This is a genomic window from Rhodococcus sp. 14C212 (assembly GCF_011058195.1).
In the GTDB taxonomy this organism is placed as follows: domain Bacteria; phylum Actinomycetota; class Actinomycetes; order Mycobacteriales; family Mycobacteriaceae; genus Rhodococcus; species Rhodococcus aetherivorans.
In genome coordinates this window covers 1-14,982 of sequence record NZ_JAALEH010000001.1, presented here as the reverse complement: position 1 = coordinate 14,982, position 14,982 = coordinate 1, and the positions used below count along the sequence as shown (strand labels likewise).

Annotated in this window: 15 protein-coding genes and 1 riboswitch; of the genes, 6 read left to right on the top strand and 9 right to left on the bottom strand. The window is 68.9% G+C overall.

Annotated elements, in window-relative coordinates; all coding sequences use genetic code 11:
• Window positions 1-31: 31 nt before the first annotated feature.
• The 3 genes from G6038_RS00075 to G6038_RS00065 are packed head-to-tail and all read right to left on the bottom strand — an operon-like array spanning window position 32 to window position 2,848.
• Entirely contained in the window at window positions 32-1,132 is a 1,101-nt protein-coding gene (locus G6038_RS00075; RefSeq protein WP_100057605.1) for an adenosine deaminase, read from the bottom strand.
• 17 nt (window positions 1,133-1,149) lie between these two features.
• Window positions 1,150-2,433 carry a thymidine phosphorylase gene (locus tag G6038_RS00070; protein ID WP_165035307.1) on the bottom strand — a complete coding sequence of 428 codons (1,284 nt, stop codon included), beginning with the start codon at window positions 2,431-2,433 and terminating at the stop codon, window positions 1,150-1,152.
• Window positions 2,426-2,848, bottom strand: a complete 423-nt coding sequence (locus tag G6038_RS00065) for a cytidine deaminase (protein ID WP_165035482.1) — start codon at window positions 2,846-2,848, stop codon at window positions 2,426-2,428. Before G6038_RS00065 ends, G6038_RS00070 begins: the two co-directional genes overlap by 8 nt.
• Window positions 2,849-3,101: 253 nt before the next feature.
• Between G6038_RS00065 and sdhC the strand changes: the two genes are divergently transcribed.
• From sdhC to G6038_RS00045, 4 genes are read left to right on the top strand one after another with little or no spacing between them, the layout of a single operon-like run.
• Window positions 3,102-3,506 carry a succinate dehydrogenase, cytochrome b556 subunit gene (gene sdhC / locus G6038_RS00060; RefSeq protein WP_072786530.1) on the top strand — a complete coding sequence of 135 codons (405 nt, stop codon included), beginning with the start codon at window positions 3,102-3,104 and terminating at the stop codon, window positions 3,504-3,506.
• 1 nt (window position 3,507) lies between these two features.
• Complete coding sequence (locus G6038_RS00055; RefSeq protein WP_029544728.1) at window positions 3,508-3,948, top strand: succinate dehydrogenase hydrophobic membrane anchor subunit; 441 nt, start codon at window positions 3,508-3,510, stop codon at window positions 3,946-3,948.
• 15 nt (window positions 3,949-3,963) lie between these two features.
• Window positions 3,964-5,715: a succinate dehydrogenase flavoprotein subunit gene (gene sdhA / locus G6038_RS00050; RefSeq protein WP_165035306.1), complete on the top strand. Its 1,752-nt coding sequence runs from the start codon at window positions 3,964-3,966 to the stop codon at window positions 5,713-5,715.
• A complete protein-coding gene (locus G6038_RS00045) occupies window positions 5,715-6,491 on the top strand; it encodes a succinate dehydrogenase iron-sulfur subunit (RefSeq protein WP_003935736.1) in 777 nt (258 codons plus the stop codon). The genes sdhA and G6038_RS00045 overlap by 1 nt, the downstream gene beginning before the upstream one ends.
• A gap of 69 nt (window positions 6,492-6,560) precedes the next feature.
• Here the strand turns inward: G6038_RS00045 and G6038_RS00040 are convergent, their stop codons facing one another.
• Window positions 6,561-7,598 (bottom strand): NAD(P)-dependent alcohol dehydrogenase, encoded by a 1,038-nt coding sequence (locus G6038_RS00040; RefSeq protein WP_165035305.1) that lies wholly within the window; start codon window positions 7,596-7,598, stop codon window positions 6,561-6,563.
• 89 nt (window positions 7,599-7,687) lie between these two features.
• On the bottom strand, window positions 7,688-8,695 hold the full coding sequence (locus G6038_RS00035; protein WP_165035304.1) for an NADP-dependent oxidoreductase: 1,008 nt from the start codon (window positions 8,693-8,695) through the stop codon (window positions 7,688-7,690).
• Between the two features lie 125 nt (window positions 8,696-8,820).
• On the opposite strand from G6038_RS00035, the gene G6038_RS00030 reads away from it, so the two are divergent.
• Window positions 8,821-9,417: a TetR/AcrR family transcriptional regulator gene (locus tag G6038_RS00030; protein WP_165035303.1), complete on the top strand. Its 597-nt coding sequence runs from the start codon at window positions 8,821-8,823 to the stop codon at window positions 9,415-9,417.
• Here the strand turns inward: G6038_RS00030 and yhjD are convergent.
• The 4 genes from yhjD to G6038_RS00010 form a co-directional block, all read right to left on the bottom strand.
• The gene (gene yhjD, locus G6038_RS00025; RefSeq protein WP_165035302.1) at window positions 9,362-10,426 is read right to left on the bottom strand and encodes an inner membrane protein YhjD; all 1,065 of its coding nucleotides are present in this window, start codon (window positions 10,424-10,426) and stop codon (window positions 9,362-9,364) included. The two genes, G6038_RS00030 and yhjD, sit on opposite strands and share 56 nt — an antisense overlap.
• A 103-nt stretch (window positions 10,427-10,529) precedes the next feature.
• Window positions 10,530-11,570: a tryptophan--tRNA ligase gene (trpS, locus tag G6038_RS00020; protein ID WP_165035301.1), complete on the bottom strand. Its 1,041-nt coding sequence runs from the start codon at window positions 11,568-11,570 to the stop codon at window positions 10,530-10,532.
• Window positions 11,571-11,652: 82 nt separating this feature from the next.
• Window positions 11,653-12,456: an exodeoxyribonuclease III gene (locus G6038_RS00015; RefSeq protein WP_346772704.1), complete on the bottom strand. Its 804-nt coding sequence runs from the start codon at window positions 12,454-12,456 to the stop codon at window positions 11,653-11,655.
• 85 nt (window positions 12,457-12,541) lie between these two features.
• Window positions 12,542-13,759, bottom strand: coding sequence for an NADP-dependent isocitrate dehydrogenase (locus G6038_RS00010; RefSeq protein ID WP_165035299.1), 1,218 nt, complete (start codon window positions 13,757-13,759; stop codon window positions 12,542-12,544).
• A 266-nt stretch (window positions 13,760-14,025) separates the two neighbouring features.
• Window positions 14,026-14,141, top strand: a riboswitch (SAM riboswitch).
• 85 nt (window positions 14,142-14,226) lie between these two features.
• Between G6038_RS00010 and G6038_RS00005 the strand changes: the two genes are divergently transcribed.
• Window positions 14,227-14,982: PLP-dependent transferase (locus tag G6038_RS00005; RefSeq protein ID WP_206024046.1), on the top strand; the 756-nt coding region annotated here is incomplete at its 3' end.

The window sequence follows — 14,982 nt, the reverse complement described above, 5'->3', positions numbered from 1 at the left end:
CCGCCGACGGTACTGTCCGCCGCGGGTACCGTCAGCCGATCAGGACGGCGTAGCCGGGCTTGATCACGTCGTCGATGAGCTCGAGCCGCTGGTCGAACGGCAGGAACGCGGACTTCATCGCGTTGATCGTGAACCGCTCGAGGTCGGACCACCCGTACCCGAACGTCTCGACCAGCCGCATCATCTCCTTGCTCATCGTCGTGTCGCTCATCAGACGGTTGTCGGTGTTGACGGTGACCCGGAACCGCAGGCGCGCCAGCAGGTCGAACGGATGCCGCTCGAGGGTGTCGACGGCGCCGGTCTGCACGTTCGAACTCGGGCACAGCTCGAGCGGTATCCGCTTGTCGCGCACGTAGTTCGCCAGCAGGCCGAGGGTGGCGGTACCGTCCGCGGCGACGGTGATGTCGTCGACGATGCGCACGCCGTGGCCGAGGCGGTCGGTGCCGCAGAACGCGATGGCCTCGTGGATGGACGGCAGCCCGAACGCCTCCCCCGCGTGGATCGTGAAGTGCGCGTTGGCGGCGCGCATGTACTCGAAGGCGTCGAGGTGCCGGCTCGGTGGGTAGCCGGCCTCGGCGCCGGCGATGTCGAACCCCACGACGCCGCGGTCGCGGAACCGCACCGCCAGTTCGGCGATCTCCCGGGATCGGGCCGCGTGCCGCATCGCGGTGAGCAGTAGCCGCACCCGGATCGGCTGGGCGCCGGAGGCCTCCACCGCGGACTCCCCCGACCGGAACCCCTCGAGCACGTGCTCGACCACGGAGTCCAGGTCCAGCCCCCGCTCGAGATGCTGCTCGGGGGCGAAGCGGACCTCGGCGTAGACGACGCCGTCGGCGGCGAGGTCGAGCACGCATTCGCGGGCGACCCGCTCGAGGCCGTCCGGGGTCTGCATGACGGCCACGGTGTGCGCGAACGTTTCGAGGTACCGCTCGAGCGAGCCGCTGTCGGCCGAGTCCCGGAACCAGCGTGCCAGCTCGGGTTCCGTGCCGGCCGGCAGCCGGTACCCGCAGGCATCGGCCAGCTCGAGTACGGTTCCCGGCCGCAGACCGCCGTCGAGGTGGTCGTGCAGAAGCACTTTCGGCGCGGTCCGCAGCGCGGATTCGGTCAGTGTCGTCGTCGCCGGCTCCGTCATGCCCCGACGGTAGTCGGCTAGGCGGTGATCCGCTCGACGACGAGCGGCCGTGTCGCCGGCGCGGAGTCGGAGATGTGCACGCCCTCACCGAGCGTCGCCATCGCGGCGGGGAACTTCGCCGGGGTGTCGGTGTGCAGGGTGGCGATCACGTCCCCGGCACGGACCCGGTCCCCCGGCTTGACGTGCAGCTCGATCCCCGCCGCGGCCTGTACAGGTTCACCCTGCCGTTCGCGGCCGGCGCCGAGCCGCCACGCGGCCACACCCACCGCCATCGCGTCGAGCTCGGCGAGCACACCGTCGCCGGGCGCGCGCAGCACCTCGGTGTGCCGGGCGACCGGCAGCGGCGCATCGGGGTTGCCGCCCTGCGCGGCGATCATCGCGCGCCACCGGTCCATGGCGGTGCCGTCGCGCAACCGGTCCGCGGGGTCGACGTCGTCCCGGCCGACGGCGGCGAGCATCTCGCGGGCGAGGGCGAGGGTCAGCTCGACCACGTCGGGCGGGCCGTCGCCGGCGAGTACCTCGACGGCCTCGCGTACCTCGAGGGCATTGCCCGCGGTCCGGCCGAGCGGGACGTCCATCCGGGTGAGGAGCGCGACGGTGTGCAGCCCTTCGTCCTCGCCCAGCTCGACCATGGTGCGGGCGAGTTCGCGGGCGTCGCCGAGGTCCTTCATGAAGGCCCCGGAGCCGACCTTGACGTCGAGGACCAGGGCGCCGGTGCCCTCGGCGATCTTCTTGCTCATGATCGAGCTGGCGATCAGGGGGATGGACTCGACGGTGCCGGTGACGTCGCGCAGGGCGTAGAGCCGGCGGTCGGCCGGGGCGAGGTCGGCGCCGGCCGCGCAGACGACGGCGCCGACCGCCGGGTCGGCAAGGATCTCGGCGATCTCCGCGATGCTCAGCTCGGCGCGCCAGCCCGGGATCGATTCGAGCTTGTCGAGGGTGCCGCCGGTGTGGCCGAGTCCGCGGCCGGAGAGTTGCGGCACGACGACGCCGCAGGCGGCGACGAGCGGGGCCAGCGGAAGGGTGATCTTGTCGCCCACACCGCCGGTGGAGTGCTTGTCGACGGTGGGCAGGCCCAGGCCGGTGAAGTCCAGCCGCCGGCCCGAGTCGATCATGGCGGTGGTCCAGCGGGCCGTCTCGGCGCGCGTCAGGCCCCGGAAGTAGACGGCCATCGCGAGGGCGGCCATCTGCTCGTCGGCGACGACACCGCGCGTGAACGCCTCGATGATCCAGTCGATCTCGGCTCCGCTGAGCTCCTTGCCGTCCCGTTTGCGGGTGATGATGGACAGGGCGTCAAGCACGGTCGGCACCTCCCGCCTCGCGCACCGCGTCCAGGTCACCAGGGCCGAACGCGTCGGGCAGCAGTTCGGCGATGGTGCGCGGACCGCGGCGCGTGTCGATCTCGAGGTCGGGGCCGCCGTGTTCGAGGAGGATCTGCCGGCAGCGTCCGCACGGGCTCAGGACGGCCCCGCGGGCATCGCAGACGGCGACGGCCCGCAAACGCCCGCCACCACCGGAAATCAAGTTACCGACCAGTACACATTCGGCGCACAGACCCACTCCGTGTGAGACATTTTCCACATTGCATCCGACGACGATCCGTCCGTCGTCCACCAGTGCCGCGGCCCCCACCGGGAATCGGGAGTAGGGCGCGTACGCGCGGCCCATCACCTCATGTGCTTTGGCGCGCAAGGTTTTCCAGTCTACGTCCGGCATGGTTCCCCATCCTGTCACGGTGGCCGATTCCACGGTTCACCGGCCCGGCAAGGCCAGATCACAGTTGGAAAGGCAAACCTAAGTTGTCATTTGGAGGCCGTACGAACCGCCACTCGAATTAGTTCCCGACTTTCGGATAGGACTAAAGTCGGTCCAAGTCGGTTCAGGTTCACGTCGAGCCCGTGCTGCGGAATCCCCCAGAGGCTGGAGAGGCTCGACGCGTCCACCATTGACGTTGGAGGCACAGCACTCGATGAGCAGCACGACTGAAGCCGCTCCCGCACCGGGGCGCACACGGTCGCTTTACCGGGGAGACCCGGGCATGTGGTCCTGGGTTCTGCACCGGATCACAGGCGTGGCGACATTCTTCTTCCTTTTCGTCCACGTCCTGGACACGGCACTCGTCCGGGTGAATCCCGAGACCTATGACAGTGTCATCGAGACCTACAAGAATCCCGTCGTCGGTCTCATGGAGCTGGGGTTGGTGGCGATGGTGCTCTACCACGCCCTCAACGGCCTGCGCGTGATGCTCGTGGATTTCTGGTCCAAGGGCCCGCAGTACCAGCGGGTGATGCTCTGGACGGTCCTGGCGATCTGGTTCGTGGTGATGATCCCGGCCGCCGGTCGCATCTTCTACAACATGTTTGCGGGGCACTGAGATGACTGAAGCCAAGACTCTCGGCACGGCGTACGACCGCCCGGCCAGCCTCGACAATCCGCGCTCCCCGCGCCGCGCCGCGAAGAACAACTTCGAGCTCTACGCCTGGTTGTTCATGCGCCTGTCCGGCCTCGCGCTGATCATCCTGGTGCTCGGCCACCTGTTCATCATGCTGATGCTGGACGAGGGCGTGCACCGCATCAACTTCGCGTTCGTCGCCGGCCGCTGGTCCAGCCCGTTCTGGCAGTTCTGGGACCTGACGATGCTCTGGCTCGCCCAGTTGCACGGCGGCAACGGCCTGCGCACGGTCATCGCGGACTACTCCCGCAAGGACTCGACCCGATTCTGGCTCAACACGATCCTGGTCGTGTCGATGATCCTGATCATGGGCCTGGGCACCTATGTGATCTTCACCTTCGACCCCAACATCGTTGCGAGCTAGGGGAGCTACGACTTCATGCAGGAACATCGTTATGACGTGGTCATCGTCGGCGCCGGCGGCGCCGGCATGCGTGCGGCCATCGAGGCCGGCCCCCGCGCCCGCACCGCAGTTCTGACCAAGCTCTACCCCACCCGCAGCCACACCGGCGCCGCTCAGGGCGGCATGTGTGCCGCCCTCGCGAACGTCGAGGAGGACAACTGGGAGTGGCACACCTTCGACACCGTCAAGGGTGGCGACTACCTGGTCGACCAGGACGCGGCGGAGATCATGGCCAAGGAGGCCATCGATGCGGTGCTGGACCTCGAGAAGATGGGTCTTCCGTTCAACCGCACGCCCGAGGGCAAGATCGATCAGCGCCGGTTCGGTGGCCACACCCGTGACCACGGCAAGGCCCCGGTGCGTCGCGCCTGCTACGCGGCCGACCGCACCGGCCATATGATCCTGCAGACGCTCTACCAGAACTGCGTCAAGCACGACGTGGAGTTCTTCAACGAGTTCTACGCGCTCGACATCGCGCTGACGGAGACCCCCGAAGGCCCCGTCGCGACCGGCGTCATCGCGTACGAGCTCGCCACCGGCGAGATCCACATCTTCCATGCCAAGTCGATCGTGTTCGCCACCGGCGGCTCGGGCCGCATGTACAAGACGACGTCCAACGCGCACACCCTCACCGGTGACGGCATGGGCATCATCTTCCGCAAGGGCCTGCCGCTCGAGGACATGGAGTTCCACCAGTTCCATCCGACGGGACTCGCGGGCTTGGGCATCCTGATCTCCGAGGCCGTGCGCGGCGAGGGCGGCATCCTCCGCAACGCCGACGGCGAGCGCTTCATGGAGCGCTACGCCCCCACCATCAAGGACCTCGCGCCCCGCGACATCGTCGCCCGCTCGATGGTGCTCGAGGTGCTCGAGGGCCGCGGCGCCGGCCCGAACAAGGACTACGTCTACATCGACGTGACCCACCTCGGTGAGGACGTCCTCGAGGAGAAGCTCCCGGACATCACCGAGTTCGCCCGCACCTACCTCGGCGTCGACCCCGTCACCGAACTCGTGCCGGTGTACCCGACCTGCCACTACGTGATGGGCGGCATCCCCACCAAGATCAACGGTGAGGTGCTGCGCAACAACGAGGACGAGGTCCCCGGCCTGTACGCCGCCGGCGAGTGCGCCTGCGTCTCCGTCCACGGCGCCAACCGCCTCGGCACCAACTCGCTGCTCGACATCAACGTGTTCGGCCGCCGCGCCGGCATCGCCGCCGCCGAGTACGCGAACACCCACGACCACGTGGACCTGCCGGAGGACCCGGCCCGCAACGTCGTGGAGTGGCTCGAGCGGATCCTGGGTGCCGGTGGCAAGGAGCGCGTGGCGGACATCCGCAGCGAGCTGCAGCAGTCCATGGACAACAACGCCTCGGTGTTCCGCACCGAGGAGACGCTCAGCAAGGCGCTCGCGGACATCCACGCCCTGAAGGAGCGGTACAAGAACATCACCGTCCAGGACAAGGGCAAGCGCTACAACAGCGACCTGCTCGAGGCCGTCGAGCTGGGCTTCCTGCTCGAAATGGCCGAGGTCACCGTCGCCGGTGCGCTCAACCGGAAGGAGTCGCGCGGCGGCCACGCCCGCGAGGACTTCCCGACGCGCGACGACGAGAACTTCCTCAAGCACACCATGGCCTACAAGGAGGGGACGGAGCTGATCTCCCCCATCCGCCTGGCCTACAAGCCGGTGGTGCAGACCCGCTACGAGCCGATGGAGCGGAAGTACTGATGACAACCCTCGAGAAGAACGAAGCCGACGTCTCGAACCTGCCTCCCGTGCCCGAGGGTGCCACCATGGTCACCCTCAAGATCGCGCGGTTCAACCCCGAGGACGGCAAGGGGCAGCACTGGGACAGCTTCCAGGTTCCGGCGCTGCCGTCGGACCGCATGCTCAACCTGCTGCTGTACGTGAAGGGCTACCTCGACGGCACCCTCACGTTCCGCCGCAGCTGCGCGCACGGCGTGTGCGGCTCGGACGCCATGCGGATCAACGGCGTCAACCGTCTCGCCTGCAAGATCCTGATGAAGGACATGCTGCCCAAGGACGGCAAGCCGGTGACCATCACCGTCGAGCCGATCCGCGGCCTGCCGGTCGAGAAGGACCTCGTCGTCGACATGGAACCCTTCTTCGACGCGTTCCGCGCGGTGAAGCCGTTCCTCATCGCCACCGGCAACGAGCCGACCCGCGAGCGGATCCAGTCGCAGGCCGACCGTGCCCGCTTCGACGACACCACCAAGTGCATCCTGTGCGCGTGCTGCACCACCTCGTGCCCGGTGTACTGGAACGACGGCAGCTACTTCGGCCCCGCCGCGATCGTCAACGCGCACCGGTTCATCTTCGACAGCCGGGACGAGGGCGCAGCCGAGCGCCTCGACATCCTCAACGATGTCGAGGGCGTGTGGCGCTGCCGCACCACCTTCAACTGCACCGACGCGTGCCCCCGTGGCATCCAGGTGACGAAGGCGATCCAGGAGGTCAAGCGCGCGTTGCTGTTCGCCCGCTGATCTGCTTCTGCTCCACGGTGGAGGTGCCCGTCACTCGGTTCTACCGGGTGACGGGCACCTTCACCCGTTTCAGGGAACCACCACGCCGCGGCCGCGAATGCTGCCCTCCCGCAGCCGCCGGTACGCCGCCGGCCCCTCGTCGAGGGTGAACTTCTCCGTGTGGATGTCCAGCCGGCCCGCGCGGGCCAGCGCCACGACCTCCATCAGTTCCGACCGGGTGCCCCAGTACGGGGTCACGACGGAGGCGCCGAACGGGATCATGAAGAACCCGACCTTGGCGTGTGCGCCGGCGTGGATGCCGACGACCGAGATGTGCCCGTCGACCGCGACCACCTGCTGCGCCGTGTCGATCGTCGACTGGGCCCCGACGAAGTCGAACACCGCCGTCGCACCCTGACCGCCGGTCAGTTCCCGGATCGCGTCCGCCGCCCCGGCGCCCGACTTCACCGCCGCGTCGGCGCCGACCTCGCGGGCGAGGGCGAGGCGGTCGTCGTCGAGATCGACGGCGATCACGCGGGCCGCGCTGACGGCGCGCAGGATCTGGATACCGACGTGGCCGAGCCCGCCGACCCCGATGACGACCGCCGTCGAGCCGGGTCCCAGCAGCGGCAGAACCCGGGAGATCGCGTGGTACGGCGTCAGGCCGGCGTCGGTGAGCGGCACCGCGGCGACCGGGTCGAGGTCTCCGATCGGGACGAGGTGGCGCGCCGAATCGACGATCATGTACTCGGCCATCGACCCGGGCGAGCCGAGGCCGGGTGGGGTGATGCCCAGGTCCGCGGCGCGGGTGCAGTAGTTCTCCCGGCCGCGTGCGCACGCGTGGCACGCACCGCAGCCCCACGGCCCGTATACGGCGACGGCGTCCCCCACCCCGAATCCCGTGACGCCCTCGCCGAGTTCGGCGACGGTGCCGACACCCTCGTGGCCGAGGGTGAGGGGAAGACCGTAGATGTACTGCTCCGCCGGCATGTCCATCACGAAGATGTCCGAGTGGCACAACCCGGCCGCGGTGACCTTCAGCAGGATCTCGCCCGGCCCGGGCGCCGGAGTGGGGATGTCGACAACGACCGGCTCGGAGCCGATCTCGGTGTACTGGACGGCTTTCATGTGCCCGACTCTACGGCCGGGGGTGTGGGCCCGCCCGGTACTGCAGTGAATCTTCCGCTGCGCGACGCCGGCCGTTCCGGTCCCGGACGTCAGGCGATACGGACGAGCATCTTGCCGACGTTGCGCCCGCGCATGAGGTCGAGGAAGGCGTCCACCGAGTTGCCGATGCCGTCGACGATCGTCTCGTCGAACACCACGTCGCCGGCGGCGAGCCACGGCCCCATCTTCGCCGCGAATTCGGGGAAGAGGTGGGTGTAGTGGCCGAGGGTGAAACCCTGGAGGGTCAGGCCGCGGGTGATGATGTTGGCCATGTTGTCCGGTCCGGGCGTGCGCTCGGTGTTGTTGTACAGGGCGATCGCGCCGCACAGGGCGGCCCGGCCACCGTCGCGCAGGACGTCGAGCGCGGCCTCGAGGTGGTCGCCACCGACGTTGTCGAAGTACACGTCGATGCCGTCGGGTGCCGCACGGCGGAGCCGGCGCCGCACGGGCGCCGACTTGTAGTCGAACGCGTCGTCGTAGCCGTAGCGCTCGGTGAGCATCGCGACCTTGTCCGCGGATCCGGCGGAGCCGAGCACGCGGGCCGCACCCTCGAGCCGGGCGATCTGTCCGACGGCGGTGCCCACGGCGCCTGCGGCCCCGGAGACGAAGACGGTGTCGCCCGGCTGCATGCGGGCGATGTGCATCAAGCCGACGTAGGCGGTCAGCCCCGTCAGGCCGAGAATGCCGAGGTAGGCGGAGTTCGGGACGCCCGGAAGCTCGTCCACCACGCGGAAGGCGGCGGCGTCGCCCTGCGCGACGTCGCGCCAGCCGAGGTCGTGCAGCACGACCGAGTCGACCGGGTGGGCCGGCGACGTCGACTCCACGACGCGGCCGACCGCCCCGCCGGTCATGGTCTCCCCCAGCGCGAACGGCGGGATGTAGGACTTGACGTCGTTCATCCGCCCCCGCATGTAGGGATCGACCGAGACGAACTCGTTGACGACGCGGACCTGGTTGGGTGCGAGGTCGGGGAGATCGACCGTCACGGTGCGGAAATCGTCGTGCGTCGGCCAGCCGACGGGGCGTCGGACCAGCTGGATCTGGGTACTCGAGGTCACAGGGCGTGAACCTTCCTCACGTGCCGAGCCGCCGGGAGCTGTGCCCCGGGCGCCTCCGAAGTATTGAACTGACCATTCCAATATATACTGGAACGGTCTTTGCACAACGGGGAACGGAAGGGAACATGGGACGGCCACCGGAGTTCGACACCGCCGACGTCGTGGAACGGGCACGGGATCTGTTCTGGGACAAAGGATTCGAGGCCACCTCCGTCCCCGAGCTCGAGCGGGCGACGGGGCTGAACCGGTCGAGCCTCTACAACGCCTTCACCAGCAAGCGCGGATTGTTCGACGCCGCCGTCCGCGACTACCTCGACCGCGTAGTGCGACCCCGGCTGCGCGTCCTCACCGACGAGCCCACCGCGCCCGATGCGGCGGCACGCTACTTCCGGGCACTGGCCCGCACCGTGGCCGCCCTACCGGACGACTCGCCGCGCCGCGGCTGCCTGCTGCTGAACAGCACCGCCGGCCTTGCCGCCCACGACGAGACGCACCGCGCGGTCGTCACCGCCTACCGCGCCGAACTGACCACCGCGTTCGGGCACGCGCTGCGCGCGCTCGACCCCGCCGCCGACGACGAGGCGCTGGCCCGCCGGGTGCGGGTGCTGGCGTCGCTGTCGCTGAGCACGCTGCTGCTCGCCCGCGTCGACCGCGACGAGGCGGTCGCTACCGCCGAAGCCGCGCTCGCACAGCTCGACGAATGGCACGCGAGCGCTCGCTGAGCAGGACCCCGCCGAGTGCCCCGGCACCGACGAGCGCCAGACCGCCGCGCAGGCCGGGACCCTCGTGCACCTCCACCCGCGGCGTGATCCGAGCCAGCTCCGGGGGCGGCACGTGGGCCATGACCAGATTCTCCTTGGACGATGCCGCCCAGGCCGTGGCGAACAACACCATCCGGGCGGTCAGATTCGCGAACACCAGCACGCCGAGGATCGGGCCGAACGCCACCCCGGCGGGGCCGCTGGTGACCCGGGAGAGGTAGATCGAGCCGACCTGCTTGAACACCTCGAACGCCACGGCGGCGAGCAGGCCGGCCCGCATCGCGCTGCGGAAGGTGACGGGCTCCCGGGGCAGCCGGGCGATCACCCAGGTGAACAGCAACCACGTCGCGCACACGGCGAGGGCGATCGTCGTCACCGTCAGCGCCACCCCGATGCCGGGCACGTTCTCGAGCCGTAGCACCCCGACGAAGAAGTCCATGACGGGGCCGCTGCTCGCGGCCGACAGGGCCAGCGACGCCACGATGGCGAGGCCCAGGCCGAGGAGGGTCAGCGCGTCGTTGACCTTGGTGCGCACGAACCCGTCCTTGACATGCGGATGGTCCCACATCGCCGTGAGCGCGTCCCGCAGGTTGGTGATCCAGCCGATCCCCGCATACGCGGCGGTGAGCAGACCCACGGTTCCGACGGCGCTGCGGGAGGCGATCGCGGAGTCCACCAGGCCCTGCACCGTCGCGCCGAGTTCCCCGGGGATGTTCTGGGCGATCGCGGTCTGCAGCTGCTCGAGGGTCTCGGGCCGGCCCGCGAGCACGAAACCGGCCACCGAGAACGACAGCATCAGGATGGGAATCAGGGACAGCACACTGAAATACGTGATCCCCGCGGCGTAGTAGTCGCCCTTCTGCTCCTGGTACCGCAGGCCGGCCCGCACCAGGTGGTCGAGCGACGGATGCGCCGCTCGTTGCCGCTCGACGAATCCCGGCTTCGACGGTTCGGTGGAATCGTCGGCCATCGGTGGGCAGCTCCTTCCGCGTTCCGTCGCCCCGGGCTGTGTGCGGGGCACGCCTCCGGTTACTTTCGGGGCACGCCCCGGGCTACCCGGGGGCACGCCCCGGCTACTTGCGGGGCAGGAATCCCACCCTGTCATAGACCTGCCCGAGTGTCCGGGAAGCCACCTCGCGGGCCTGGTCGGCGCCGGTCGACAGGATGCGCAGCAGCTCCGCCTCGTCGGCGAGGTACTCGTCGACCTTCGCCTGCAGCGGCACGACGAACTCGGTGAGCACCTCCGCGGTGTCCGCCTTGAGGTCGCCGTACCCCTTGCCCGCGTAACCGGCGACGAGTTCGTCGACCGGCCGGCCGGACAGCGCGGCCTGGATGGTGAGCAGGTTGCTCACGCCGGGCTTGTTCTCGGGGTCGAAGCGGATCTCGCGCTCGTTGTCCGTCACCGCCGACTTGATCTTCTTCGCCGACACCTTCGGGTCGTCGAGCAGGTTGATCAGGCCGGCCGGGGTGGCCGCGGACTTGCTCATCTTCGCCGTGGGGTTCTGCAGGTCGTAGATCTTGGCGGTGCCCTTGATGATCTGCGGCTCGGGAACGACGAACGTCTTGCCGAACCGGGTGTTGAACCGCTGCGCGAGATCGCGGGTCAGCTCGAGGTGCTGGCGCTGATCCTCCCCCACCGGCACGCGCTGCGGCCGGTACAGCAGGATGTCCGCCGCCATCAGCACCGGGTAGGTGAACAGGCCGACGCTGGCGTGCTCGGTCCCCTCCTTGGCGGACTTGTCCTTGAACTGCGTCATCCGGCCGGCCTCGCCGAACCCGGTGATGCAGCTCAGAACCCACGCCAGCTCGGCGTGCTCGGGCACCTGGCTCTGGACGAACAGCACCGACCGGTCCGGGTCGATGCCGACGGCGAGCAGCTGAGCGGCAGCGCGGAGGGTGCGCCGGCGCAGCCCCTTCGGATCCTGCGGCACGGTGATCGCGTGCAGATCGGGGATGAAGTAGTAGGCGTCGAACTCGTCCTGCAGCGGAACCCACTGTTGCAGCGCGCCGAGGAAGTTCCCGAGGTGGAACGAGTCGGAGGTCGGCTGGATACCCGACAGCACCCGGGGCCGGGCGGTCGGCGCGGTGGTGTTCTGTTCTGCAGTGCTCGCCATGGTTGTCGATACTTTCACGTGCGCGGAGAGCCGCTCGCGGGAGGTCGGTTCCCACCGGCTCCGATCGGCGGGTCCGCCCGGATCAGCGGAACTGCACGGTGACCGGGGCGTGGTCCGACCACCGCTCGGCATAGGTGGCGGCACGCTCGACGCGAGCCTCCTTCGCCCGCTCGGCCAGTTCCGCCGTCACGAGGTGGTAGTCGATCCGCCAGCCGGCGTCGGTGTCGAACGCCTTGCCCCGGTAGGACCACCACGAGTACGGGCCGTCGACGTCCGGGTGCAGGGCGCGCACCACGTCGACCCAGCGGCCGTCGGCGAGCACCGTGTCGAGCCACGCACGCTCGCTCGGCAGGAATCCGGACTTCTTGACGTTGCCCTTCCAGTTCTTGATGTCGCGCTCGGTGTGGGCGATGTTCCAGTCCCCGCACACCACCATGTGCCGGGCCGCGGCCGCGGCCTCGGCGGCGCGGTGGTTCAGGTGCGTGGCGAACGACGCCATGAACCGCTCCTTCTCCTCCTGCTTCGGGGTGCCGGCCTCCCCGGTGGGCAGGTACAGGCTGCCGACGGTCACGTCCCCGAAGTCGGCCTCGACGTACCGGCCGGAGGCCGCGAACTCGTCCTCGTCGAACCCGATGTGCGAGGCGTCGGCGGGGCGCCGCGACAGGATCGCGACCCCGGCACGGCCCTTGGCCTCCGATTCGGCGGACACCACGTACCACCCGGCGTCGAGGGCGGGCGCGATCGCCGCGTGGAACTGCTGCTCGGTGGCGCGCACCTCCTGCAGGCACACGATGTCGGCCTGCGCGGTGGCCAGCCACGCGAGCAGGCCCTTGCCGGCGGCGGCACGGACGCCGTTGACGTTGACGGTGGTGATGACGTGAGGCACGACGGTCACGGTAGCCGACGGGCCGGACTCGAAACGACGACGGGACGCCCCCGGTTGGGGCGTCCCGTCGTGTGCGGTCCGTGCGTCAGGCGCGGGCCTTCTGAAGGTTCTCGTCGAGCGCGGCGAGGAACTCCTCGGTGGTCAGCCATGCCTGCTCGGGGCCGATGAGCAGGGCGAGGTCCTTGGTCATCTGGCCGGCTTCCACGGTCTTGATGACGACGTCCTCGAGCTGCTGCGCGAAGTCGATGACCTCGGGGGTGTTGTCGAGCTTGCCGCGGTGCTCGAGGCCACGGGTCCAGGCGAAGATCGACGCGATCGGGTTGGTCGACGTCGGCTTGCCCGCCTGATGCTGCCGGAAGTGCCGGGTGACGGTACCGTGCGCGGCCTCGGCCTCGACGGTCCTGCCGTCCGGGGTCATGAGCACGGAGGTCATCAGGCCCAGCGAACCGTAGCCCTGCGCGACGGTGTCGGACTGGACGTCGCCGTCGTAGTTCTTGCAGGCCCAGACGTAGCCACCCTCCCACTTGAGCGAGGAGGCGACCATGTCGTCGATGAGGCGGTGCTCGTAGGTCAGGCCCGCGGCGTCGAACTCGGCCTTGAACTCTTCCTCGAAGATCCGCTGGAACTCGTCCTTGAACATGCCGTCGTAGGCCTTGAGGATCGTGTTCTTGGTGGAGAGGTAGACCGGGTAGTTCTGCTGCAGCCCGTAGGACAGCGAGGCCCGCGCGAAGTCCTGGATGGACTTCTTGTAGTTGTACATCCCCATGACGACGCCGCCGTCCTCGGGGATATGGCACACCTCGTGCTGGATCGGCTCGCTGCCGTCCTCGGGCGTGAAGGTGATGGTGACGGTGCCCGGGCGGTCGACCTTGAAGTCGGTGGCGCGGTACTGGTCACCGAACGCGTGACGGCCGACGATGACCGGCTTGGTCCAGCCGGGCACCAGGCGGGGCACGTTGGAGATGATGATCGGGGCACGGAAGATGGTGCCGCCCAGGATGTTACGGATCGTGCCGTTGGGCGAGCGCCACATCTTCTTCAGGCCGAACTCCTCGACCCGGGCCTCGTCGGGAGTGATGGTGGCGCACTTGACGCCGACGCCGTGCTTCTTGATGGCATTGGCTGCGTCGATGGTGACCTGGTCGTCGGTTGCATCGCGGTGCTCGATGCCGAGGTCGTAGTACTCGAGATTCACATCCAGATAGGGATGGATCAGCTTGTCTTTGATGAACTGCCAGATGATGCGGGTCATCTCGTCGCCGTCGAGTTCGACGACCGTTCCTTCAACCTTGATCTTGGACATGTGCGCTTCGCGTCCTCCTAGGAAGTGTCCCTGGTCCCAAGTCGATCGCACTTTGTGGGTGCGATCGTGGTCGGCTCAATGAACCATTTATGGCGTGCTCACACGTGCGGAGCACGATCCAAACAAGACGAGCGTACTGCTATCCACCCGGTCCGCCAAGCGGGCCCCGCGCTACCGGCGGGTAACTTTCGCCTGCTCAGGCGCCTCCCCTCGGCGGGTATGGGTCGCCTACCGAAGCATCCGGTCGAGCCGCTAGACTCGCGCCAGGTCATGAGTACCAGCGTGAAGCCCCGGCTTGCTGGTCGGCAACCCTCCGGCCAGGGTGGGGTGCTCCGGGTGATGACCCGGTCGTCCGGCGACACGCCGCACGACAAGCCGGTCCGATGGAGGTATTTGTCATGAGGGTTGTGATCATGAGCTGTCGCCCCTAGCCGCCCCGACCTCCCGACCACGGCCAGAAGGACATCATGACCGACAGCGAGAACACCCGGCGCGAAGACGGCTGGAGCTTCGAGACCAAGCAGATCCACGCGGGACAGCCCGCCGGCGGCGACACCCGCGCCCGCGCCCTGCCGATCTACCAGACCACCAGCTACACCTTCGACAGCACCGACCACGCCGCCGCCCTGTTCGGCCTGAGCGAACCCGGCAACATCTACACCCGCATCATGAACCCCACCCAGGACGCGGTCGAACAACGCATCGCCGCCCTCGAAGGCGGCGTCGCCGCCCTGCTGCTCGCCTCCGGCCAGGCCGCCGAGACCTACGCCCTGCTCAACCTCGCCGCCGCCGGCGACCACCTCGTCGCCAGCCCCTACCTCTACGGCGGCACCTACAACCTGCTGCACTACACCCTGCCCCGCCTCGGCATCGAGGTCACCTTCGTCGACGACCCCGACGACCTCGACCAGTGGCGCGCCGCCGTCCGCCCCACCACCCGCGCCTTCTACGGCGAGACCATCGCCAACCCCAAGAACCACCTCCTCGACATCCCCGGCATCTCCGCCGTGGCCCACGAGCACGGCCTGCCGCTGATCGTCGACAACACCGTCGCCACCCCCTACCTGCTGCGCCCGCTCGAGCACGGCGCCGACATCGTCGTGCACTCGGCCACCAAGTACCTCGGCGGCCACGGCACCGCCATCGCCGGCGTGATCGTCGACGGCGGCACCTTCGACTGGACCACCACCGGACCCGACGGCACCGCCCGCCACCCCCAGTTC